Here is a 20,671-nt window from a genome sequence, read left to right on the forward strand (position 1 = left end):
CGGCGGTGTATTCGCCGAAGCCTCCGTCGGTCTTGGCGAGGGAGCTGTAGAAGCCGATGGAGCCGTCGGCGTGGTGGTAGACCATGACGGCGTCGGAGCGGCCGTCACCGTTCACGTCACGCTGTGCGAGGGAACGTCGTACCGTCTCCTCCATCCAACCGCCGAGGTCGTCGGTGCGTACGGAAAGGGCGCCGGTGCGGGACTCCGCGGGGTCGGTGCCGAGGCAGCCGCCCTGCCAGGAACGGCTGTTGACGCCGACCAGCTCACCGGCGGCGTTCAGCAGCGGGCCGCCGGTGTCGCCCTTGCAGAGGGAGTCGGTGCCCTTCCCCGTGATGGTCAGGGAGGTGCCGTTGGAGGTGTTGAGGGTGAACGCGCCGGTGTGGGCCTTGCCGGGCGCCCACTCGGTCTTGGTCCGTCCGAAGCCCACGGCGGTCAGATCGGCGCCCGCTGCCGGGGCAGCACTCGCCTGCTTGATGCGCACGGTCCCGTCGGCGGGAGTGGCGAGGCGGGCCAGGACGACATCCCGGTCAGTGCGGGGGACGAGCTCGGAGACGTCGACGCGCCGGCCGTCGCCGAGGGTCACGGTGGTCTTGAGCGCGGGCGCACCGGCCGGCACCGTGGTACCGGGCGTAGCGGCGAAGCAGCTGGCGGCGGTCAGGACCCAGGAGACGTCGACGATGGTGCCGGTACATCCGCGGCCGTTCGCCTCATTGCCGATGTTCAGCTTGACGACGGAGGCGTGCTGGCCGGCCGCCGCCTCCGGACCGGAGACGGCATGGGCGGAGCCGGCGGGAACGAGGCCCGCGGCGACCGCGGTCGCAGTGACGAGCAGGCCGGACATCCGCGCGGTGCGCGGACGGAATGCAGACATGTGCGGTTTCCTTCAAGAACAGGGTGGGGTGAGGTATGCGTCAAAGTTCGGTCGTGCTGTGTGCGGGACCGGCGGTCGGCCGGTGACGTCGAGCTCGACGGGGATCGAGGGGTGCCGCAGTCGCCTGCTGCGCCCGAGGCCTGAAGGCGGTGGGCTACTTGGTGACTCGGATCTCGACCAGGACGTGCTCCCGGCCGTCGACGGACTCGCCGACGCCTTCCCAGGTCTTCGCGGGGATGTTGTATTCGACGCGGTCGTTCTCGGCGGTCATCGCGAGGTGGGTGTTGCCGGAATCGTCGGTCCGCACTCCGTGCACCGACTTGAGCTCCAAGGTCAGGAAGCCCTCGTCGCCGATGACTTTGAAGCACACGTCCGCCCGGTCACGGGCGAGGAACTTGAGGAGGTTCTCCTCGCTCCGGCAGTCGGCGAGCACGATGTGGCCGTCGCCCCGCTTGAGGACGATTCCCTGCTCGGCCAGGATCTTGCCGGCGTTCGGGTAGTTGTAGTCCTCGATGGCGTATCCGGGCCCCGTCTCGGCGACGGGCTTGCTGCTGGTGGCGGTGGAGGTCTGGCCCGCCACCACGGCCCATGCCAGCACACCGGCCGCGGCCGCGGTTCCGAGAATGCGTGTCCATGCGTTGCGTGTCTTCATCACAGTCCTAAAGTCGAGATCAATGAGGGGCGAAGAGAGGGTTCTCCACGGCCGCTTGTTGTCAAAAGTGCTGAAAAGTCGGAGTTGGCTGACGAGCCGAGTTCTGGAAGGCGCCGGCGCACAGTCGGCTACGGCTCCGCCACCCTGGTGAGCTCCAAGGAGGGCGGCCGGTCCGGGTCCGGACGGAACTCCACCGTGCTCCCCCCGCTCGGGTAGAGCTGGAGGCCGGCGGTCCGGCCGAGTCCGCCACCCTCGACGAACAGGTAGACGAAGTCGTCGCCCGCCCGGCCTCCGAGCCACTCCCACCGGCCGCTGAAGTCGGAGGGGCCGGAGGATCCGTCTGCCACCACGTCGACGGCCGAGAAGGTCCCGTCGGACCCGAGCCGAAGCTCTGCGCCCGTGAGGTCGTTGCGGTACACGCCGGGCAGTTCGTCGGGGTCGAAGGAGCCCGTGCATCCCGCGACGAGTGACACGGAAGCGGCCAGGAAGGTGACGAGCCGCCCCGGACCCGTCCTCCAGGAGGTCACGGACCCAGCGTGACGTCGAATTCGATGACCTGGGTCTTGGGCGACATCGGCCCGTCGTCGCCGACGATCTTGTTGATGAGCGAACCGACGGAGTTGCTCCACCAGTCCGTGTACCCGATGACCGGGGGGTGGGTCGCGGACTCGATGTCCGACTCGTTGTAGGCGGTGTACCGCCAGACCACGGAGCCGTCCGCGTTCTTCCGGGTGGGGGTCAGCCGGACCTGGTGGGACCCCAGGAACGTGTACGCGAGGTTTCCGGTGAGACCGGCCGTGGTGAGCGTCCCGTAGTCCTGGAGATACTTCCCCACACCACCGGGGCCTTTGAGCGAGTAGTTGTACCTGAGCGTGGAGCCGATCTGGTAGTTCCCCGAACGTGTGAGGCCGGCGACGGCCGCGAGCGTTTCCTGCGTGTGCTGGTGCTCACGGTAGAGGCGGGTGAAGTCGTCGTTCGGGCCGAAGCACTGCGACGAGGGGCCCGTTCCGGAGAGCCAGCTCCAGCCCAGCTCCCACGGGTTGGTGCTGTTTCCGGACTCGATGGGCTGCCCGAACGGGGTCAGACAGCTCTCGGTTCCTGCCGGAAGGCCCATGCTGGCCGGGTTGATCGGGGTATTCGCGTTCTCCTGCGCCTTCTGGATCGCCTCGCGCCGTGCGGCCTCGTAGACGAGGTACTTGGCCTTCATCGCCGCACCGGCGGCCGCGTCGGCGCTCTGGCCTGCCGCGAGCGATGCCTGGCGGGCCGCTGCAGCGGAGGCCGCGGCATCCGCGGCGTAGGAAGCGGCCTCGGTGGCGGACCGCACGGCGCGGGTCGCCGCGCTCCGGGCCACCTTGCTCGCCCTGTTCGCGGCGGCGGCCGCCTGACGTGCCGCCTCGGCGGAGCGCGCCGCAGCGGCAGCGGACCCCTCGGCGGCGGCGGCGTTCTTGCGCGCCTCCTCGGCGGACAGCTTGGCGGCCGCGGCGTAACCCTTGGCACGGTCGGCCCACTCGACCGCCTTGGCCGCGGCGTCGCGCGCGAGGGCCGCCGCCTCCGAGGCGCGGGCCGCGTTCTCCTGCGCCTCCTGGGCCACCTGCGCGGCACCCGCGATCATCGCCCGGACCGCGCTGATGTGCGTGGCGTGGTCGTGGTCGATCCGCGCGAAGTCGTGCTGCGTGGTGCCGATGAACCGGCGGAGCATGTGCGTGTCGCCTTCGAGTGCGATCTTGGCGGCCGCCTTGGTGTAGGGGCCCCCGTTCGCCAGGAGGGTGGTGGCCTTCACGCGGTCGTCCTCGCGGACGGCCGCGGCACGCTCGACGTGCAGGAAGGCGTGCAGGGCCTGGGCGGTGCCCTTCTCCAGCGCGGCCACGGCCGCACGGCGCACGGCGGGGCCGGTGTTGTCGTCGGCCAGGACCGTCGTGACCTCGACCCGGTTGTCCTCCTTGGCCGCCTCGAGTGCTCCGCTCTCGAGGAACGTCCTGATCTTCGAGGCGTCTTTGGTCTTGAGCACGTCCACCGCGGCCAGGGCCACGTTCTGCGTCGAAATCGCCGCCTTGGCCGCGACGTTCTCGAAGTTGTCCTGCTGCAGGGCGATGAGGCGGTCGGCGTCGATCCAGTGGACGACGTCCTCGTCCGAGCCGCCCAGCGCGAACTCCGCGGCCTGCTGCGTCCACGTGCCCGACCGGTCGATGAGCTGGACGGCTGCCTTACGACCGGCCGCCACCGCCTCCGCGGTCCTGCCGGCCTTCAGCGCGGACTCCGCGGAGCCGATGAGAGCGACCAGCTCAGCAGACAGCCGTGCTTCCTGGGTCCGCTCCCGGTCGTACCGCTCCAGCCGGCCGGCCTCCGCGGCTGCCTCCTGGCGTGCCTGTTCGACCGCTTCCGCAGTCTCCTCCGTCAGTCTGGCGGTCTCGGCCTCACGAGCCTTCTGTTCGACCGCACGCGCCTTGTCGACGGCGTCGGCAGCCTTGTTCGCCGCCTCGACGGCCGCATTGGCGGCTGCCGTCGACCGGTTGGCGTAGTCGACCGCCTGGCCGGCATGGTTCGCCGCTTCCACAGCGGCCGCGGCCGCCTTCTCGGCGTGATCGGCGGCACTGTTGGCCGCGTCGCGCGCCGCGCGGGCGGCCTTGGCCGCTTCCCCGGCCAAGGCCCGCGACTGGCTCGCGGCCCGCGTCGCCCTGCCCGCGGCGGCCTCGGCCACGGAGGCTTCCCGCTGCGCGACGGCGGCCTCGGACTGTGCGGCGCCGGAGGCCACGGCCGCGTCGGCCGATGCCCGTGCGGCGGCGGCGGCGTTGACGGCAGAGTCCGCGGCAGCCGAGCCTGCGACATCCGCCGCTTCGGCAGACCTGGCCGCGAGGTCGGCCTTCTCGGCCACAGCGCGGACGAGCTTGACCATGGCCGTGGCAGTCTGCGCCGCCACTCGGGCCGCGTCCGCCATCGATGCGTCCTTGGAGGCCCCGATCGCGGCCTGGTACGCCCGGGCCGCGGCGCGTCCTGCCGATGCGGCCGCTGCCGCGGCGGCGTGTGCGGCCGCCACCGAACGCTGCGCGGCGGCCTGCGCCGTCCGCGAGGCCGACACCGCGGTCGTCGCGGCGGCTGCCGCGCCCCGGGCCGCCTGCGCAGCCTTGTTCGCAGCCCTGGCAGAGCGCTGGACGTCCTGACTGGCGGCCTCGGCCTCGGCCTTGGCCTCCAGCGCCGCCTCTTTCGCCTTCTCGGAAGCCTTGACCGCCTGCTGGGACAGCTCGACGGCCTCGTCGGTCTTCCGGCCGGCGCGCTGCCCCTCCGACTCCACGACCTTGACCAGTTGCTGAATCGTCGCGGTCTCTTCGTCACGGGCCCGGGCGATGTACTGGCCCGTTTCGAGGAACCACCGGATCGCCCTCGGTGTCCCGTCGTTCAGTGCCCGCTGCGCGTACTCCCGCACCTGCGGTGACGCCGTCACGAGGATGGACGTCACCTGCACCCGCTCGTCCTCCTCGTGAGCGGTGAACTGTCGGCCGCTGAGGAAGGCGCGCAACGCGAAGTCCGACCCGGCGTCCAGCGCAGCGGCTCCCTCGCGCTTCACGGCACGGGCACCGCGCGCCATGACCGTGGTCACGGCTACCCGGAGGTCCTCGTGCACCGCGCTCTCGAACCCGCCCATGAGGTAGGCATCGACGGCCGTCGGTCCGCCGGACAGCGCCGCGCCGATGCTTTCGCGCGTCGCCCGGCCCGCCGTCACCAGGGACTGCGTGAGCGTGAACCGGTTGTCCTCGGCCCGGGCCACGGGCAGCCGCTCCTCAAGAAACGTCTTCACGTCCGCCGCGCTCCCCGCGAGGGCCGCGGCAGCAGCGGTGCGGACGGCGCGGCCGCCCGTCCGGTACGCCCAGACGACCCGGCCCCGCTCGGTGTCCGGCAGACCGGATCCCACGGGCAGAGGGGTGGTTCCGGCGCCACCCGCCGCGTACGCGGGCCGGCTGAGCACCGTACAGTTCGGCAGCGCACAACCGGCTGCCACCGCGGCGAAAGCGCCGAGCATCTGACGTCTGTTGAACTGTCGTGAACGTGGTGCCATCACGACTCCCTTCTCATGCGCTGATCCCGACCAGGACGTGCTCCCGGCCTGACGAGCTGTCGTGGTCGGTGGTCCGCACCCGGTGTGCCGCGTCGGACTCTGGATTCGCGTCCCGCGGTGGCGTGTTCTCCGGTGGTGCCGACCGGGTTCGCGTTTCGCTCCCCGGAGGCGATCACCACTCTCGGCGCACCGCGAAGGTGAGGGGAAGGGGGTTCAGGTGGACGGAAGCGTCCCTGACCCGATCCGGCCCGGGACGGCCCCACGCGGACGCGCCCCCCTCCGGCGGGTGGGGCCGAGCCGGACCATTGCCGGGAAGCGTTGACGGCCGACAGGAGAGCGGGACGTGCCGGGACGCTGCTCACCGCAGCAAGGGGGGGGCACAGGGCCGGACCAGAGGGCGGCCGATGGACTGGACGCTTGTGGCCCAGGCCTCTTCAGGCCAGTGCCCTCGGCTTTCGCAGACGCCGGGAAGCGGAAACACTGGGCTGTGTGACGACAACGCGCATCCGGCGCACGCCCGCCCCGCGGGACCACGGTTCCGGAAGCCCCTGACCACACCCTCCTGGCCCAGGTGCGCCCGGCCGGTGCCGGCGACACGGCCTCACCGGCCCCGCACCCCACGAACCACCCTCAGCCACGACCCATTCCGGGGATCACCATGCCTGCACACCACACAGCGACCGGTACGCCCCCTGTGCCGGCCGGCCAGGGCGATCGCTCCGGCCGGCCATGTGGCGGCAGCGCCCCACCCGGGCTCGGAACCACGGCGCCGACATGGCAGGGGCGCCGGGGCATCCGAGGAGCCCTCGCACCCCGCCCGGCCACGAGGGTCCCCGGCGCGGCAGACTCAGCCCGACTGCGCGGGCAGCCATCCGTGCTGGACCGCCCGGACACCCGCCTCGAACCGGCTGCGCGCGCCCAGCCGCACCATGAGGTCGTTCGCGATCCGCCGGGCCGTACGCGCGGACACCCCCAGCCGCTTGGCGATCGTCTCGTCCGTGTGCCCGTCGGAGAGCAGGGAGATGATGGTGGACTCCTGCGCGCTCAGGCCGTGAACATCCCGGACGGGGACCTCACCGAGCGGCTGCGCCGCAGCCCACACGCTCTCGTACAGCGCGCACAGCGCGGTCAGGGTTCCCTGCCCGGTCAGTACGACAGCGCCGCCCGCGGTGTCCTCGCTGCTCACCGGTATCACCGCGGTCGACCGGTCCACGATGATCAGCCGGGTGGGCAGGGAAGCCACGGTGCGGACCTGTCCGCCCAACGAGGCGGTCCAGCGCGCGTACTCCACGGTCGGCCGGTGGTGGCGGACGCTGTCCAGGTACACCACCCTGGTGCGCACCCCGCGCCCCAGCAGCTCGGCGTCCAGTGGTCGTGACGCGGCGATGTTCCCCTCGGTCTGGGGTCCTCCGGGTGCGAACGTCATGACCTCGTGGCGGACTTCACGGGTCAGACGCGCGAGGCGGTCCCTGATCTGGTCCAGGCCGATCAACTGCTCGACTCCCGGACTGATGGTGGCCGGCCGCAGGTCGGCGTACTCGGCGATCAACTGGGCGGCGACCGCGCGGGAGGCCTCAAGCCGCTGCTGCTGGGCGGCGATCTCGGCCTGCTGGCGGGCCATCAGGACTTCCATCCCGACGTCCGGCGAGACCGCGCGCAGCCCCCCGTTCTCGGCCGAGGGCCGGACCAGCGCGAGCTCACTGAGGACGTCGAGTCCGTCGCGCACCTGTTGTTCCGTCGTGCCGATGCGGGCGGCCAGGGCCACGACCCCGCTCCCCGGATCGGCCAGCATGGCTCGATAGACGGCCTCTGCCGTCGTGTCAAGCCCCAGCGCAGACAGCATGAAAGTCCCCCCAGGACCTGCTCATCTCCAGCACAAAAAGATCATCATATGCCGAGCGGGGTGGCGGAAAGAGAAATCATGTACCTCGTACACGCACGCCTGAGGCCGCCGCCCCAGGGCGGCGAACTGCCGCCTGATCTGCGTGCCTTCATCTACGAGTGCGCCCGTCCCGAGGAGGGCGTCGAGCACGTCAGCGTGCACGGTGACGCGTCCTCGGCACCGGTGCTGGGCCTCTTCCTCCTGGCCGACTCGCTGGCCCGGGCGGAGGCGAACGCGGCAGCCGTTTGTGCCCGGCTGCTGGAGATCCACCCCGAACTGCCGGGCTGGACCCTCGTACGGGCCGAGGCCCCGCTCCTCGTCATCGACTCACCGTGAGGACCGGCCACGGCGCCGCTCGGGAGCCGCTGTGCTCAGACCCTGAACGTGGACTTTCCGTTCGGCTCCCCACGACGGGTGGACACAAACGGCCGCTGCCGTTTCCGTCCACTCGACAGCCCTTCCACCGTCCCTGACCTGCGGCGAAAGTAGTTCTTGCCCGAACGGACACCGATCCCGAAGGCACTCGGACCGGAAAGAGCCACCGCGGGGCACGACCGGTCCAGGACACCCGTCCGACTTGCCGTCAACGCTCAGGAACGGAAGAACCCCATGATTGGCACGCGCATCGCCCAGGCCGCCGCGGTCCTCACGCTCACCGTCGTCGCCCCGCTGGTCGCCGCCGCAACCGCAACCGCCGCGCCCGCCCAGTCCGCCCCGACCGTCACGGTGCAGGGCAACATGGGCTGGCAGTAGGGGAAGTGGGCTTCGGGAGGGTTTCCGTCCGTGCGCGGGGGCTACGCTCCGGGGATGAGGCGAGCAGAGGTTCTCAAGCGAGTCATCGGCATCCTCACGGAGGCCCAGGAGATCCGCCGGGCGGCGGAGGCGGGCGAGGACGACGACGGCCCGGCCGCGGAGACCCGAGTGGTCACCAACCTGCTGAACGAGATGCTGCCCTCGATCAGCGTGCCGGCCGACTCGTCTCCCGAGCAGGTGGCCCGCCTGGTCGCGGAGGCGCTCGGTCCCGCTCTGCAGACCATGGTCGCCGGGTTCAGCCTGGCCTTCACGAGTCTCGCCATCGTGCACGACGACGGTCAGACGGACGTCTCCGCGATCGAGGTCCTGCAGAGGCTCGCCCTCGAGGTGGAGGCCGGGTTCTTCGACGAGGGCGCGTAGCGGAGAGGGCAGGGACGGACACGTCGGCGGGGCGAGGCCGGGGGCCGGCGGCCGGCCCCGCCCGGTCGCTCCTACGCGAGGAGGGCGCGCAGGCCGGCTGCCGAGCGGGCCTGGTCGTCCAGGGCGTCGAGGGCGCGCACGGCTTGGGCGGCCGCCTCCGGGTCGCTCGTGGCGAGCCCGCTCTCGGCGAACTCGTCCTCGTCCAGGCGCAGTACGGAGGTCCCGTCCGCCGAGACCCACAGGTCGAGGTCCAGGTCGTCCACGAGGATCTCGCCGGCCTGCACCAGGGCCGGGCGGGTCACGTCGCAGTACCAGCCCTTGAGGACGCCGTCGCCGGTCCACACCTCCTTGACCGCGTACCAGCGCGTGCGCCAGAAGTGCTCGACGAACACGTCGCCCGGCTCGAAGCGGACGAAGCCGAAGTCCCGTACGCCCTCGGCCGCCCAGGGGGCGCGTACGGAGATCCGGTCGCCGTCGTCGGCTACCTGCGCCGCCGGATAGCGGATCTTGGTGCGTCCGGCCTTGGTCAGGACGACGGTCAGCTGCTCGGTCACGCTGTCTCCAGTTCCTTCGTGCGTCGCTTCGTGAGCTTCTTCGTGCAGTCCGTCTCGGTCGCACAGCTCTCGTACCCGAACCGCTTGTCGACGGCGAGCATCGGGGCGTTGCCCGCGTCGTTGCCCGCGTCGTTGCCGGTGAGGGCCTCGGTGTCCCGGGCCGCGCGGGCGGACTCCGCGTCCGGGAGGGCACCCGGGCGGAGGTCGCGGGTCGATGCGGTCATGCGGCAGACGCTACGGGCGCTTTCGGGCCGGGCGCCTCCCAATTAACCGGCGATGGGAGACAATCACCCGCGTGACCTCGACAAACCTGAAGATCACCATCGACGGCTCGGCCGGGTCGGCCGCCCCGTACGAACAGCTGCGCGCGCAGATCGCGGACCGGGCCCGGTCGGGGAAGCTGCCGGCGGGCTTCAAGCTGCCGACGGTACGGGGGCTGGCGGAGGAGCTGGGGCTGGCCGCGAACACCGTCGCGAAGGCGTACCGGGCGCTGGAGGCGGACGGGGTGATCGAGACGCGGGGCCGGAACGGGACCTTCGTCGCGGCGGCGGAGGGCGCGTCCCGCGAGGCCGCGTCGGCTGCGCAGGCCTATGCGGAACGGGCCCATCGCCTTGGCCTGACGCAGGCCGAGGCGGTCGAGGCCGCCACCGAGGCCCTCCGGGCCCGGTACGCAGTCAAGTAGCCCCCGCGGCGCCGTGGCCGGGGGCGCCGCCCCCCGGACCCCTACGGCGCTCCGCGCCCGCGCCTCAAACGCCGGCGGGGCTGAAATGTGCAGCCCCGCCGGCGCTTGAGGCGCGGGGTTCGGGGCGGAGCCCCGAGAGGCTCGGCCGCAGGTGACACACGACCGCATCTGCAGCGCAGCTACAGGTACAGCCCCGCCTCCGACGTGTGCGGCTGCGGCGGCAGGATCGCGGCCGGGCCCGAGCCGCGCCGCAGCGCGAAGAGCTCCGCCAGGCTGGCGCCCTCGCGCGAGATGCCCTCGTCCGTGCCCAGCCAGTCGACCGCCTCCCGGTGGGTCAGCCGGCCGACCTCGATGCGGGCCAGGCAGCGTCCCGGCCGGACCACCGCCGGGTGGAGCCGTTCCAGGTCCTCGTTGGTGGTCACGCCGACCAGCACGTTGCGGCCCTGCCCGAGCAGGCCGTCCGTCAGGTTCAGCAGCCGTGACAGGGCCTGCCCGGCGGTGTGGCGGGCCTCGCCGCGGATCAGCTCGTCGCAGTCCTCCAGGAGCAGCAGCCGCCAGCGGCCCTTCGACGTGCCCTCGTCCTCGCCGATCGCGATGTCCATCAGGTAGCCCACGTCGTTGAACAGCCGCTCCGGGTCCAGCACGCAGTCCACCTGGCACCAGTCCCGCCAGGACCGGGCCAGTGTGCGCAGGGCGGAGGTCTTGCCCGTGCCCGGCGGGCCGTGCAGCAGGAGCAGCCGGCCCGCGATGTCGTCGGGGGTCACCTTCATGAGGCGGTCCATCGCCCCGGCCACCGGTGCGGTGTAGTTCGGGCGCACCTCCGCCCAGGTCCCGGCCGCGATCTGGCGGGTCGTCCGGTAGGGGCCGCGGCGCGGGGAGACGTACCAGAAGCCCATCGTGACGTTCTCCGGCTGCGGTTCGGGTTCGTCCTGCACCCCCTCCGTGGCCTCGCCGAGCACCCTTTCCGCGAGTTCGTCGCTGACCGCCGTCACGGTGACGTCCGCGCCCCGGCTCCAGCGGGAGACGAGCATGGTCCAGCCCTCGCCCTCGGCGAGGGTGGCGCTGCGGTCGCTGTCGCGCGCCGAGCGCAACACCGTGGCCTCCGGCGGCAGGAGGGTCGCGTCCGCCTTGACCCGCTCGATCGACACGCTGTGCGAGTACGGCTGCTCACCGGTGGCGAACCGGCCGAGGAACAGCGCGTCGACGACGTCCGACGGCGAGTCGCTGTCGTCGACGTTGAGCCGGATCGGCAGCGCGTCATGAGGGTTGGCTGGCATGGCGCCCATGATCCGGCACACCGTGCCCCCGTGCACCCGTGTTTCGCCGGATCGGGTGCCCAAGTTCCCTCTTCAAACGCATTCGGAGTGAAGATTCGGGCCGCAACTCTGCCCCGAACATTCTTGGCATGGACACTTCCAGCCAGCCTCGGCTCCTTGTACCACGGACTCAGGAGTAACCCCCACAAGGAGCCGCACACATGAGCATGAGACTGTCGCGCTTCGCTGCCCTCACCTCCTCCGTCTTACTCGCCGCGGGCGCCGCCCTCTTCGGCGCCCCCCAGGCCTCCGCCGCCGCGGACTTCGGCTACGTCGCCCTCGGCGACTCGTACTCCTCCGGCGTCGGCGCCGGCAACTACGACAGCGCGAGCGGCAACTGCAAGCGCACCCCCCGCGCCTACCCGGCCCTGTGGGCCGCCGCCCATTCCCCCCAGACCTTCTCCTTCACCGCCTGCTCGGGCGCTCGTACGGGTGATGTCCTCGCCAACCAGCTCGGCCCGCTCAACTCCGGCACCGACCTGGTCAGCATCACCATCGGCGGCAACGACGCCGGATTCTCCGACGTGATGACGACCTGTGTGCTGCAGTCGGAATCCACCTGCGTCAACCGCGTGAACCAGGCCAAGGCCTACGTGAACTCCACCCTCCCCGGCCTGCTCGACCAGGTCTACAACGCCATCGACAGCCGGTCGCCCGCCGCCCGTGTCGTCGTCCTCGGCTATCCCCGCTTCTACAAGCTGAACGGCACCTGCACCACCGGCCTGACCGAGGGCGAACGCGCCGCCATCAACGGAGCCGCCGACCACCTCAACGCCGCCATCGCCAAACGCGCCGCCGACCACGGCTTCACCTTCGCCTCGGTCGCCGGAGCCTTCACGGGCCACGAGATCTGCTCCGGCAACGCGTGGCTGCACAGCGTCAACTGGCTGAACATCGGCGAGTCGTACCACCCGACCGCCGCCGGACAGTCCGGCGGCTACCTGCCCGTCTTCACCAGCACGGCCTGATCCGCCCGGCCGGCCGCGGGGCTCGCCGCGGCACTCGCCGTCGGCGAGGGCGGTGACGTACTCGCCGCAGGGGAGGAGGCCCCGGTCGTCGGGGTCTCCTTCCTGCACGTCACGGAGGTGGCCACCCACTGGGTGGTCACCTCCGCCGGCCCCCGCACCTCCAGCCGGACCGCGTCCTCGAAGGTCGTTCCCGGGACGTGCGTGAGCTCGAAGTGCTCCAGCCGCCGGCTCCGCGGCCCGGCGGCCTCGTACGTGACGGACTGCCAGCCGGGACCCGAGGTCCGCCCGCTCCGCGTGGCCCAGCGGTACTCCAGCACCACCGGGATCCGCTCCACCTCGACGGTGGCGGTGAAGGCGGGCGCGTGTTCCCCGGGCGGGGGACAGCTGCCGGTGTAGGCGGAGCGCACGACGTCGACGTACACCGAGACGTGCTGCCCAGCGGTGGCCGAGGCGGAAGCCGGGGCCGAGGGCGGCGGCGAGGCGGACAGCGGGGCCGAGGGGCTCGTGGTGACCGTCTGGGCGGTGGTCGCCGCGCCCGTCGGAGCGCCCGCGCCGCCTCCGCGGCCGTCCGGCTCCCCGCGGTCCTTCAGCAGCACCCACCCCAGCGCGACCAGGGCGAGCGCCAGGAGCGCGATGCCGGCCGCCAGCACCAGTCCGGCCCGGCCCTCGCGTTCCACCGGTCCGGGGCCCGGTCCCGGTACGGGCATCGGCGGCGCGGGCTGCCCGTACGGTCCCGCCGGTTCGCCGTGCAAGCCGAAGGCCCCCTGGCCCGCCAGTACCCCGCCGCCCCGCGCCTCGTGCCCGTGGTGCGCGGTGGCCGTCGGCGAGTCCGGGCCCGACACCGGCCCGCCGGAGGCCCGTACGGCTCCGCCCGCGCCCACCACCCGCAGCATCCGGGCCGCCTCCGCCGCGGGCAGCCGCTCGGCCGGATCCTTGCGCAGCAGCCCCTCCAGTACGGGCTCCAGCGGTCCGGCCCGGCGCGGCGGCGGCAACTCCGCGTCCACCACGGCCCGCAGGGTGTCGAGCGGGGTGGCCTGACGGAACGGCGTGACCCCCTCGACGGCGGCGTAGAGCATGACCCCGAGCGACCACAGGTCCGACTCCGGTCCCGGATCGCGCCCCAACGCCCGCTCGGGCGCCAGGAATTCGGGGGAGCCGACCACCTCGCCGGTCATGGTGATCGCGGAGGACCCCTCCAGGCTGGCGATCCCGAAGTCGCTGAGCACCACCCGGCCGTCATTGGCGATCAGCACGTTGCCAGGCTTCACGTCCCGGTGCAGCACCCCCGCGTCGTGCGCGGAGCGCAGCGCGGCCAGCACCTGTTCCCCGATGTGGGCGGCGCGCTGCGGGGCCATCGGCCCCTCCGCCTCCAGTACGTCGGCCAGCGAGAGCCCGCGCACCAGCTCCATCACGATCCAGGGCCGCCCGTCCTCGGACGCCACGTCGTAGACGGTGACGACCCCGCGGTGCGAGACCCGGGCCGCGGCCCAGGCCTCCCGCTCCAGCCGCCGGTACATGCGCTGCAGTTCGGCGGGATCCAGTCCGGCGGGCGCCCGCACCTCCTTGACGGCCACGTCGCGGGCCAGCACCTCGTCCCGGGCCCGCCACACGACGCCCATGCCGCCGCGGCCGATCGGCTCCAGCAGCCGGTACCGGCCCGAAACGACACGACCGGAGTTCGATTGCTCACTCACGCGGCCCCCCGAGTGCGTTCCTCTGCGCCCACGTGTCATCGGGCGGTCACTCCAAGTTAGCGCAGTGGGCGGCAAGTGACCCCTGTCGTGACGGGACTCGCGGCGTGACCCTCCGCAGCGTCACCTCTGTGCGGAGAGTGACGGTCGACTCCGTTGAGTAACCGTCAACTACCCGTACCCATAGGGGTAATTCACACCACCGGGATACCCGGGGGCGACGCGGGGGCGATAGGGTTAACCTGCCCGGGCCGGGTGCCCTCGTACGGGTGGGGAGAGAACATGGAACAGATAGTTATGCGCAGCAGGCCGCCTCGCGTGCCTGCCATCACCTGCGGCAGCGGTGCGAGCAGTTCGCGCCTCGACCGCCATCTCGCCGTGCTGGGCGGACCCGCCGTCCCGCACCGGGAGGCCGCCGAGGCGACGCTGCTGATGCGCGAGCTCACCTCCCGCGACCACACGCACCGCCTGCGGAGCCGGAGCGCGCGCGTCTCGCTCTTCGCGCCGCTGCGCCGCCTGCGTCGCACGCTCTTCGGCAGCCGCCGTTCGTAACCGTCCCCGCACCGCAGCCGTTCGCCCTCGGGCCTGCGGCTTCCCGGCCCTACCCGATCACACCGTCCCGGCGCAGTTCCGAGATCTGTGCGTCCGCCATCCCCAGGGCGCGCAGCAGGGCTTCGGTGTGTTCGCCCAGCGCGGGCACCGCACCCATGTGCGGTGCCGCGCCGCCCGGCAGCCCGATCGGCGGCAGCAGGGCCCGCAGCGGACCGGCCGGTGATCCCACCTCCCGCCATCGGTCCCGGGCCGCCAGCTGCGGATGCCCGGCCAGCTGGGCCACCGAGTTCAGCCGTGCGCAGGCGATGCCCGCCGCCTCCAGCCGCCCGATCGCCTCGTCCGCGCCCAGCCGGCCCAGGGCCTCCGCCACCACCGCGTCGGTCTTCCCCCGGTTCCCGGTGCGCGCCGCGTTCGTCGCGTACGCCGGATCCTCGGCCAACTCCGGCCTTTCCAGCACCTGTTCGGCGAGCCGGCGCCACTCCCGGTCGTTCTGCACCGACAGCAGCACCCGGTCCCCGTCGGCCGTCGCGTAGGCGTCGTAGGGTGCGATCACCGCGTGCGCCAGCCCGGTGCGTACGGGCTGCTCCCCGCCGTGCATCGTGTGGTGGAGCGGATGCCCCATCCATTCGGCGAGCGCGTCCAGCATGGACACCTCCACCCTGCCCCCGCGCCCGGTGACCCCGCGGCGCAGCAGGGCGGCCAGGACCCCCGAGAAGGCGTACATGGCCGCGGCGATGTCCGCCGCCGGGATCCCCGCCTTGACGGGCTGCTCCGGGGTGCCGGTCACCGAGACCAGGCCCGCCTCGCACTGCACGAGCATGTCGTAGGCGCGCTTGTGGGCGTACGGGCCCTCGGGGCCGTATCCGGAGACGTCCACGGCGACCAGCCGCGGGTAACGCGCGCACAGCGCGGCCGAGTCGAGGCCGAGCCGGGCGGCGGCGCCCTGCGCGAGGTTCTGCACGAAGACGTCGGCGCCGGCCAGGAGGCCGTGCAGGACGTCCAGGCCGCGCGGGTCCTTCAGGTCGAGGGCGATCGACTCCTTGCCCCGGTTGGCCCAGACGAAGTGCGAGGCGAGGCCGTGCGCGGCGGTGTCGTACGCGCGGGCGAAGTCGCCGCCGTCGGGACGCTCGACCTTGATCACCCTGGCGCCGAGGTCGGCGAGCTGGCGGGTGGCGAAGGGGGCCGAGACGGCCTGTTCGACGGCGACGACGGTGATGCCGTCCAGCGGGAGCGGTTCGGGGGCCGGTGCGGGAGCCGTTTCGGTAGCCATGGGCCCTGCCTACCGGGTCGACGGGCCGATGTCACCACACCCGCGGCGATGCGCGCCATTGATCACATATGACGGCCGCTACCGGGCGCCGCGGGCGAACCTGCGCGTGGCCAGGGGCACGAACAGCACGAGGAGCAGCACCGACCAGAGCAGCGCCCCGGCCACGGGATGTGCCGCCGGCCAGGCCGACCCGGCCGCCGCCTCGGCCCCGGCGTTCCCGCACAGCTCGCGCACGGCCGTGGCGACGGCGCTGATCGGGTTCCACTCGGCGACCGCGCGCAGCCACCCGGGCAGCCCGGCGGTCGGCAGGTACGCGCTGGACAGCATCGGCAGGACGAAGGTGGCGCTGCCGAGCTGGCCCGCCGCCTCCTCGCTCCTGCTCAGCAGGCCGAGGTACGTGCCCGCCCACGCGGTGGCGAAGCGGAACAGCAGCAGCACGCCCAGGGCGCCCAGCGCGCCGGGCAGGCCGTTCTCGATCCGCCAGCCCATCGCCAGCCCCACCAGCATCAGCGGCACCATGGACACGCCCGTGGTGAGCAGATCGGCCGCCGTCTGCCCGAGCGGGACGGCGGTGCGGCTCATCGGCAGGGTGCGGAACCGGTCCATCACCCCGCGGTGGGCGTCCTGCGCCGCCGTGAACATGCCCGTCATCAGGCCGTTCGCGGCGGTGGCGGCGAGCAGCCCGGGCACCAGGAACTCCCGGTACTCGGCGCCCGGCATGGCGAGGGCGCTGCCGAAGACGTACCCGAAGAACAGCAGCATGGTGATCGGCATGGTCTGGGTGAGGATCAGGAGCGCCGGGGCGTGCCGGGCCTTCTGGAGCTGGCGGGCGAGGACGGCTCCGCCGTCGGACAGCAAGGTGCTCATGCGGCGAACTCCTGATCGGCGGAACGGGCCCGGGTGAGGCGCAGGAACACCTCGTCGAGGGTGGGCGGGCGCAGGCCGGCGTCCGTGACCGGGACGCCGGCGGTGTCGAGTTCCCGGATGATCCGCGGCAGGGTGAGCCCGCGGTCGAGGACGGTCACGCCCACGGTCAGCCGCTCCTCGTCGAGCACGGGCCGGCCCCCGGTGAGCTGGTCGAGTACGCCGGCCGCGGCGGACAGGGCCCCGCGGGCGGTGACGGTGACCTCCGCGTAGGCGCCGATGCGGGCCTTGAGCCCCGCCGGGGTTCCGGTGGCGGCCACCCGGCCGCGGTCGACGACCACGATGTCGTCGGCGAGCCGGTCCGCCTCCTCCAGGTACTGGGTGGTGAGCAGCACCGTGGTGCCCTCCTGCGCGAGGGCGCGCACCGCGCTCCAGATCTGCTCACGGGCCGCCGGATCCAGGCCGGTGGTGGGCTCGTCGAGGAACAGCACCCGGGGGCGGGTGACCAGCCCGGCGGCCAGGTCCAGGCGCCGCTTCATGCCGCCGGACCAGGTGGCGGCCACCCGGTCGGCGGCCTCGGCGAGCCCGAACCGTTCCAGCAGCTCGTCGGCGCGGCCCCGGCCCGCGGAGCCGCGCAGTCCGGCGAGACGGGCGAAGAGCCGGAGGTTCTCGCGGCCCGTCAGATCCCCGTCGACGGAGGCGTACTGGCCGGTGACCCCGATGGCGCGGCGGACGGCCGCGGGCCCGCGCGTGACGTCGTGGCCGGCGACGAGGGCGCGGCCGGCGGTGGGCGCGGTGAGGGTGGTGAGGATCCGGACGGCGGTGGTCTTGCCCGCGCCGTTGGGTCCGAGGAGGCCGCAGACCGTGCCCTCGGGGACGGCGAGGTCCAGGCCGCGCAGGGCGTGGACCTCCCCGTAGCTCTTCTCCAGACCCTCACTAAGTACAGCGTACGTAGTCGTCATGGGCGACACCGTACCTCACTGCGTACGGCGTACGTAACTAAGATGGTGGTCGAGACGACGAGGTGATCTGAGCGATGACAGCCGGCGGGCGACCCGCTGAACCCGAAGTGATCTGGTCCCGGCCCCAGCGGGCCGGCCGCGGCCCCAGGCCCGCGCACAGCCGCGACTCCATCGCGGCCGAGGCGGTGCGGATCGCCGACGCGGAGGGGATCGAGGCCGTCTCGATGCGGCGCGTGGCCGCCGGGATCGGCGCGGGGACGATGTCCCTCTACAACTACGTGCCGCGCAAGGAGGACCTGTACGAGCTGATGGTCGACACGGTCAGCGGGGAGTACGAACTCACCCCGGCGACCGGCGACTGGCGGGCCGACCAGCTGGCGCTGGCCCGGCAGACGCGCGCGCTGATGCACCGCCACCCCTGGCTGCCGCGCCTGCTGAGCCCCGTCTACGGCTTCGGCCCGAACGCCCTGCGCTACCTGGAGTACAGCCTGGAATGCCTGGCGCCGCTGGACGCGCCGGACGCCGAGAAGCTGGAGCTCGTCGCCGCGGTCAACGGCACCGTCGCGACCTACGTGGCGGGCGAGCTGGCGCTGGCCGAGCGGGCCCGGGCACTGCCGTGGAGCGAGGCGGAGGAACAGGGCGTGCGGTCGGCCTGGCTCGGCTCCCGCCTGGCCACCGGGGAGTACCCGAGGCTCGCGGCGGCCCTCGCGGGCGGCGGCCCGGTCCCCGGCGCCGGGCTGGACATGGCCGCGGTGTTCGACCGCTCCGTGTCACGGCTGCTGGGGGCCTGGGCCACGTAAGGGCGCGGGTCGGTCGGTTGCGGGCGGGTGGGTTCGTTGGTTGCGCGGACGGGCGGGCCCGACGGGCGCACGGGCGGGCGGGTTCGTCGGTCGCGCGGGCGGGCCCGACGGGCGAGCGGACGGGCCGCCCCCGCGCCGCCGCTCAGAGGAGCGCGAACTGCCCGCCCGGGCCCTCCTCGTGGTGGTCCAGCACCGAGGCCGGCCGCCGGGCCCAGCCCGGCGGCGGCAGCACCCCGGCCGCGCGCAGCTCCCCGGCCGACAGGCCCGGCCCCGGCTCGAACGCGGCCCGCTCCGGCGCCAGATCGGCCAGCAGTGCCAGGGTGGTCACCAGGGCGAGCAGCTCCGAGGTCCAGCTCTGCGGCCACTCGGCGGGCCCCAGCGCCTCCAGCCCGTCGGCGTCCGGACCGCGGTGCGCGGTGCGCGCGGCGAACCAGGCCTCCAGCACCCGCACGCCCTGCGCCTCGTACTCCCAGGCCCCGGCCGGCACGGGGGAGACCGTCCCGCCCCCGAGACCCAGCGTCTCGCTGTCGGCGTCGTACGTGAGCTCCTGCGGCCACGCCCCCACCGCCGAGCGGACGTACGGGCGCCGCCCGCCCGGCAGCCGCGGCGGCCCACCGCCCCGTGCCCCGCGCAACTGGACGGTGAGCAGCCGGTGCCCCAGCTCCAGCCCGGCCCGCCAGCGCGCGGGGTCGGCGGCGAGCGGGACCTCGTGGCCGCGCGGCCCCGGGCGGCCCGCGGCGAGCACCCAGCACAGGAAGTCCTCGGGGGTGGCCCAGCCGCCGTAGCGCTCGCCCAGCAGGGGCAGCAGGCCGGGGGCGAGATTGGGCTCGGCGCCGCCGGGACGCCGGTGCAGCGGGCGGATCCGGCCGAGCCGGCCGGCCGGGAGGTGTGCGGTGACCAGCGGGTCGGGGGTTTCGACGAGGAACACCTGGTGCTCGTCCCGGACCCGCCAGAGCTCCGGCCGGGCCGTGTCGATCAGCCGCTGGTCGGGCAGGAGCCACTGCTCGTCGAAGGGCTCGCGGAGCACCCGTACGGGGTCGGGGCAGGGGCCGGGCGCGTCGGCGAAACGGGCGGTGGCCGCCGAGCGCTGGCCCGGCAGCGCGGCCGCCCCGGCGGTGGGCGTACGGACCCGGCTCGGGCGGAACAGCCGCTCCCGCTCGGCCCCTTCGGAGCCGGTCAGGGTGGCCCAGCGGGCGCGCAGGGCCGCCGGATCGGGCCCGGCCACCCAGTCCCGGCCCAGGCGCAGGCCGCCCACGGCCCAGGGCATCAGATCGTGCAGCAGCGGTACGTCTTCGCTCACGCCGCCGATGGTAGCGACGGGATCCGATGGCCGGGCTGCGTCCAGGCCGAAGCGTTACGCTCCTTATGTACGCATAAGTGACACCTACGTACGGGATCGACCGAGGAGACGGTCATGAGCCAGTACGACGAATACTCGACTCCGTCGCAGGCCGAGGGCGAGCGCCTCGACGAGGACATGGACGAGAAGCAGCGCAAGGAGCGGCACCCCCAGACGATGCGGACCACGCCGTCCCAGGCGGAGGGCGAGCGCACCACGGAGGCCGACGAGAAGATGTGACGCCGGTCGGCGTGACGGGCCTCGTCAGCGGGTGTCGTCAGGGGCGCGTCGTCAGTGGGCGTCGACCGTCACGGTGAAGGAGAAGCGGTCGCCGCGGTAGCGGATCCGCGCCACGTCCACCACGCGGCCGTCCTCGTCGTACGTCACGCCCGTGTAGTGCAGGATCGGGCTGAGCAGCGGGACCTGGAGCAGCTCGGCCGTCTCCGGGTCGGCCAGCCGGGCCTCCACCGTGTCCGTGATGCGGCTGATGCGGACGCCCACGACGTCCCGCAGCACCTTGGTCATCGGCCAGCGCTCCAGATCGGCGAGGTCCACCGCCTCGGCGAACTCCGGAAGCACCGCGTTCTCGGCCCAGTTGGTCGGCTCCCCGCTCTCGCGGTCGCGGCGCAGCCTTCGGTACGTGACCACCTCGGGCGTGGCCGGGAAGTGCTCCAGCAGCTCCCCGGCCACGGGTGTGCGCCCGTGGCCGAGGACCGTCGTGCGGTCACCGGACTGCTGGGCCACGATCGCGTCGACCGAGCCCAGCAGCCGTACCGGGGTGCTGCGCAGCGCGCCCGGCTCGATGAAGGTGCCGCGCCGCCGGTGCCGGCTGATCAGGCCCTCGCCCTCCAGCTCCTTGAGGGCCTGCCGCATGGTCAGCACGCTCACCCCGTAGTGCTCGGCGAGCTGCTCCTCGGTGGGCAGGCGCAGCGAGGCGTCCGGAGTGCGCCCCAGTATCGAGGCGCGCAGTGACTGCGACACCTGATACCAGAGCGGCAGCTTCCGGTTCAGTACCAGCGAGTCGGGGGCGAAGGCGGTCACGGG

Annotated in this window: 22 protein-coding genes; 8 read left to right on the plus strand and 14 right to left on the minus strand. The window is 73.1% G+C overall.

Annotated elements, in window-relative coordinates:
• The 5 genes from ACIPYQ_RS35185 to ACIPYQ_RS35205 all read right to left on the minus strand — a co-directional run.
• Positions 1–871 (minus strand): trypsin-like serine protease (locus ACIPYQ_RS35185; protein WP_401258212.1); only part of this gene is annotated, 871 nt, incomplete at its 3' end.
• 154 nt (positions 872–1,025) lie between these two features.
• Positions 1,026–1,523, minus strand: a complete 498-nt coding sequence (locus ACIPYQ_RS35190) for a hypothetical protein (RefSeq protein WP_401258213.1) — start codon at positions 1,521–1,523, stop codon at positions 1,026–1,028.
• A gap of 128 nt (positions 1,524–1,651) precedes the next feature.
• Positions 1,652–2,050, minus strand: a complete 399-nt coding sequence (locus ACIPYQ_RS35195) for a hypothetical protein (protein WP_401258214.1) — start codon at positions 2,048–2,050, stop codon at positions 1,652–1,654.
• The gene (locus ACIPYQ_RS35200; protein ID WP_401258216.1) at positions 2,047–5,430 is read right to left on the minus strand and encodes an ALF repeat-containing protein; all 3,384 of its coding nucleotides are present in this window, start codon (positions 5,428–5,430) and stop codon (positions 2,047–2,049) included. Before ACIPYQ_RS35200 ends, ACIPYQ_RS35195 begins: the two co-directional genes overlap by 4 nt.
• A 991-nt stretch (positions 5,431–6,421) precedes the next feature.
• Complete coding sequence (locus ACIPYQ_RS35205; RefSeq protein ID WP_401258218.1) at positions 6,422–7,417, minus strand: LuxR C-terminal-related transcriptional regulator; 996 nt, start codon at positions 7,415–7,417, stop codon at positions 6,422–6,424.
• A gap of 78 nt (positions 7,418–7,495) precedes the next feature.
• On the opposite strand from ACIPYQ_RS35205, the gene ACIPYQ_RS35210 reads away from it, so the two are divergent.
• From ACIPYQ_RS35210 to ACIPYQ_RS35220, 3 genes are all read left to right on the plus strand, one after another.
• Entirely contained in the window at positions 7,496–7,792 is a 297-nt protein-coding gene (locus ACIPYQ_RS35210) for a hypothetical protein (RefSeq protein ID WP_401258219.1), read from the plus strand.
• 273 nt (positions 7,793–8,065) lie between these two features.
• On the plus strand, positions 8,066–8,209 hold the full coding sequence (locus ACIPYQ_RS35215) for a hypothetical protein (RefSeq protein ID WP_401258220.1): 144 nt from the start codon (positions 8,066–8,068) through the stop codon (positions 8,207–8,209).
• A 54-nt stretch (positions 8,210–8,263) separates the two neighbouring features.
• Positions 8,264–8,629, plus strand: coding sequence for a hypothetical protein (locus ACIPYQ_RS35220; protein ID WP_361771128.1), 366 nt, complete (start codon positions 8,264–8,266; stop codon positions 8,627–8,629).
• Positions 8,630–8,700: 71 nt separating this feature from the next.
• Here ACIPYQ_RS35220 and ACIPYQ_RS35225 read toward each other — a convergent pair whose 3' ends face one another.
• Together ACIPYQ_RS35225 and ACIPYQ_RS35230 are read right to left on the minus strand one after the other, a co-directional pair.
• Positions 8,701–9,183, minus strand: a complete 483-nt coding sequence (locus ACIPYQ_RS35225; protein ID WP_361771130.1) for a DUF402 domain-containing protein — start codon at positions 9,181–9,183, stop codon at positions 8,701–8,703.
• On the minus strand, positions 9,180–9,407 hold the full coding sequence (locus ACIPYQ_RS35230; protein ID WP_401258223.1) for a hypothetical protein: 228 nt from the start codon (positions 9,405–9,407) through the stop codon (positions 9,180–9,182). Before ACIPYQ_RS35230 ends, ACIPYQ_RS35225 begins: the two co-directional genes overlap by 4 nt.
• A gap of 71 nt (positions 9,408–9,478) precedes the next feature.
• Here ACIPYQ_RS35230 and ACIPYQ_RS35235 point away from each other — a divergent pair, with 71 nt between their 5' ends.
• Positions 9,479–9,865, plus strand: a complete 387-nt coding sequence (locus tag ACIPYQ_RS35235; RefSeq protein ID WP_361771132.1) for a GntR family transcriptional regulator — start codon at positions 9,479–9,481, stop codon at positions 9,863–9,865.
• A gap of 179 nt (positions 9,866–10,044) precedes the next feature.
• Here ACIPYQ_RS35235 and ACIPYQ_RS35240 read toward each other — a convergent pair whose 3' ends face one another.
• Positions 10,045–11,142, minus strand: coding sequence for a DUF5925 domain-containing protein (locus tag ACIPYQ_RS35240; protein WP_361763850.1), 1,098 nt, complete (start codon positions 11,140–11,142; stop codon positions 10,045–10,047).
• A 206-nt stretch (positions 11,143–11,348) separates the two neighbouring features.
• On the opposite strand from ACIPYQ_RS35240, the gene ACIPYQ_RS35245 reads away from it, so the two are divergent.
• Entirely contained in the window at positions 11,349–12,149 is an 801-nt protein-coding gene (locus tag ACIPYQ_RS35245) for an SGNH/GDSL hydrolase family protein (protein WP_401258295.1), read from the plus strand.
• Here the strand turns inward: ACIPYQ_RS35245 and ACIPYQ_RS35250 are convergent.
• A complete protein-coding gene (locus ACIPYQ_RS35250) occupies positions 12,119–13,843 on the minus strand; it encodes a serine/threonine-protein kinase (protein ID WP_401258225.1) in 1,725 nt (574 codons plus the stop codon). The genes ACIPYQ_RS35245 and ACIPYQ_RS35250 overlap by 31 nt on opposite strands.
• A 279-nt stretch (positions 13,844–14,122) precedes the next feature.
• Here ACIPYQ_RS35250 and ACIPYQ_RS35255 point away from each other — a divergent pair, with 279 nt between their 5' ends.
• The gene (locus ACIPYQ_RS35255) at positions 14,123–14,392 is read left to right on the plus strand and encodes a hypothetical protein (protein ID WP_361763856.1); all 270 of its coding nucleotides are present in this window, start codon (positions 14,123–14,125) and stop codon (positions 14,390–14,392) included.
• Between the two features lie 49 nt (positions 14,393–14,441).
• On the opposite strand, the gene ACIPYQ_RS35260 is transcribed toward ACIPYQ_RS35255, so the two are convergent.
• From ACIPYQ_RS35260 to ACIPYQ_RS35270, 3 genes are all read right to left on the minus strand, one after another.
• A complete protein-coding gene (locus tag ACIPYQ_RS35260; RefSeq protein ID WP_401258227.1) occupies positions 14,442–15,662 on the minus strand; it encodes a CaiB/BaiF CoA transferase family protein in 1,221 nt (406 codons plus the stop codon).
• Between the two features lie 78 nt (positions 15,663–15,740).
• Positions 15,741–16,529 (minus strand): ABC transporter permease, encoded by a 789-nt coding sequence (locus tag ACIPYQ_RS35265; RefSeq protein WP_401258228.1) that lies wholly within the window; start codon positions 16,527–16,529, stop codon positions 15,741–15,743.
• Positions 16,526–17,488, minus strand: a complete 963-nt coding sequence (locus tag ACIPYQ_RS35270; protein WP_401258229.1) for an ATP-binding cassette domain-containing protein — start codon at positions 17,486–17,488, stop codon at positions 16,526–16,528. Before ACIPYQ_RS35270 ends, ACIPYQ_RS35265 begins: the two co-directional genes overlap by 4 nt.
• Before the next feature lie 74 nt (positions 17,489–17,562).
• Between ACIPYQ_RS35270 and ACIPYQ_RS35275 the strand changes: the two genes are divergently transcribed.
• Positions 17,563–18,288 (plus strand): TetR/AcrR family transcriptional regulator, encoded by a 726-nt coding sequence (locus tag ACIPYQ_RS35275; RefSeq protein ID WP_401258230.1) that lies wholly within the window; start codon positions 17,563–17,565, stop codon positions 18,286–18,288.
• A 142-nt stretch (positions 18,289–18,430) separates the two neighbouring features.
• On the opposite strand, the gene ACIPYQ_RS35280 is transcribed toward ACIPYQ_RS35275, so the two are convergent.
• On the minus strand, positions 18,431–19,555 hold the full coding sequence (locus ACIPYQ_RS35280; protein WP_401258297.1) for a type ISP restriction/modification enzyme: 1,125 nt from the start codon (positions 19,553–19,555) through the stop codon (positions 18,431–18,433).
• Between the two features lie 147 nt (positions 19,556–19,702).
• Between ACIPYQ_RS35280 and ACIPYQ_RS35285 the strand changes: the two genes are divergently transcribed.
• Positions 19,703–19,867, plus strand: a complete 165-nt coding sequence (locus tag ACIPYQ_RS35285; RefSeq protein ID WP_361763871.1) for a hypothetical protein — start codon at positions 19,703–19,705, stop codon at positions 19,865–19,867.
• Positions 19,868–19,918: 51 nt separating this feature from the next.
• Here the strand turns inward: ACIPYQ_RS35285 and ACIPYQ_RS35290 are convergent, their stop codons facing one another.
• Positions 19,919–20,668 carry a GntR family transcriptional regulator gene (locus ACIPYQ_RS35290; RefSeq protein ID WP_361763874.1) on the minus strand — a complete coding sequence of 250 codons (750 nt, stop codon included), beginning with the start codon at positions 20,666–20,668 and terminating at the stop codon, positions 19,919–19,921.
• Positions 20,669–20,671 lie beyond the last annotated feature (3 nt).

The organism is Streptomyces sp. NPDC090045, assembly GCF_044747975.1.
Taxonomy (GTDB): Bacteria; Actinomycetota; Actinomycetes; order Streptomycetales; family Streptomycetaceae; genus Streptomyces.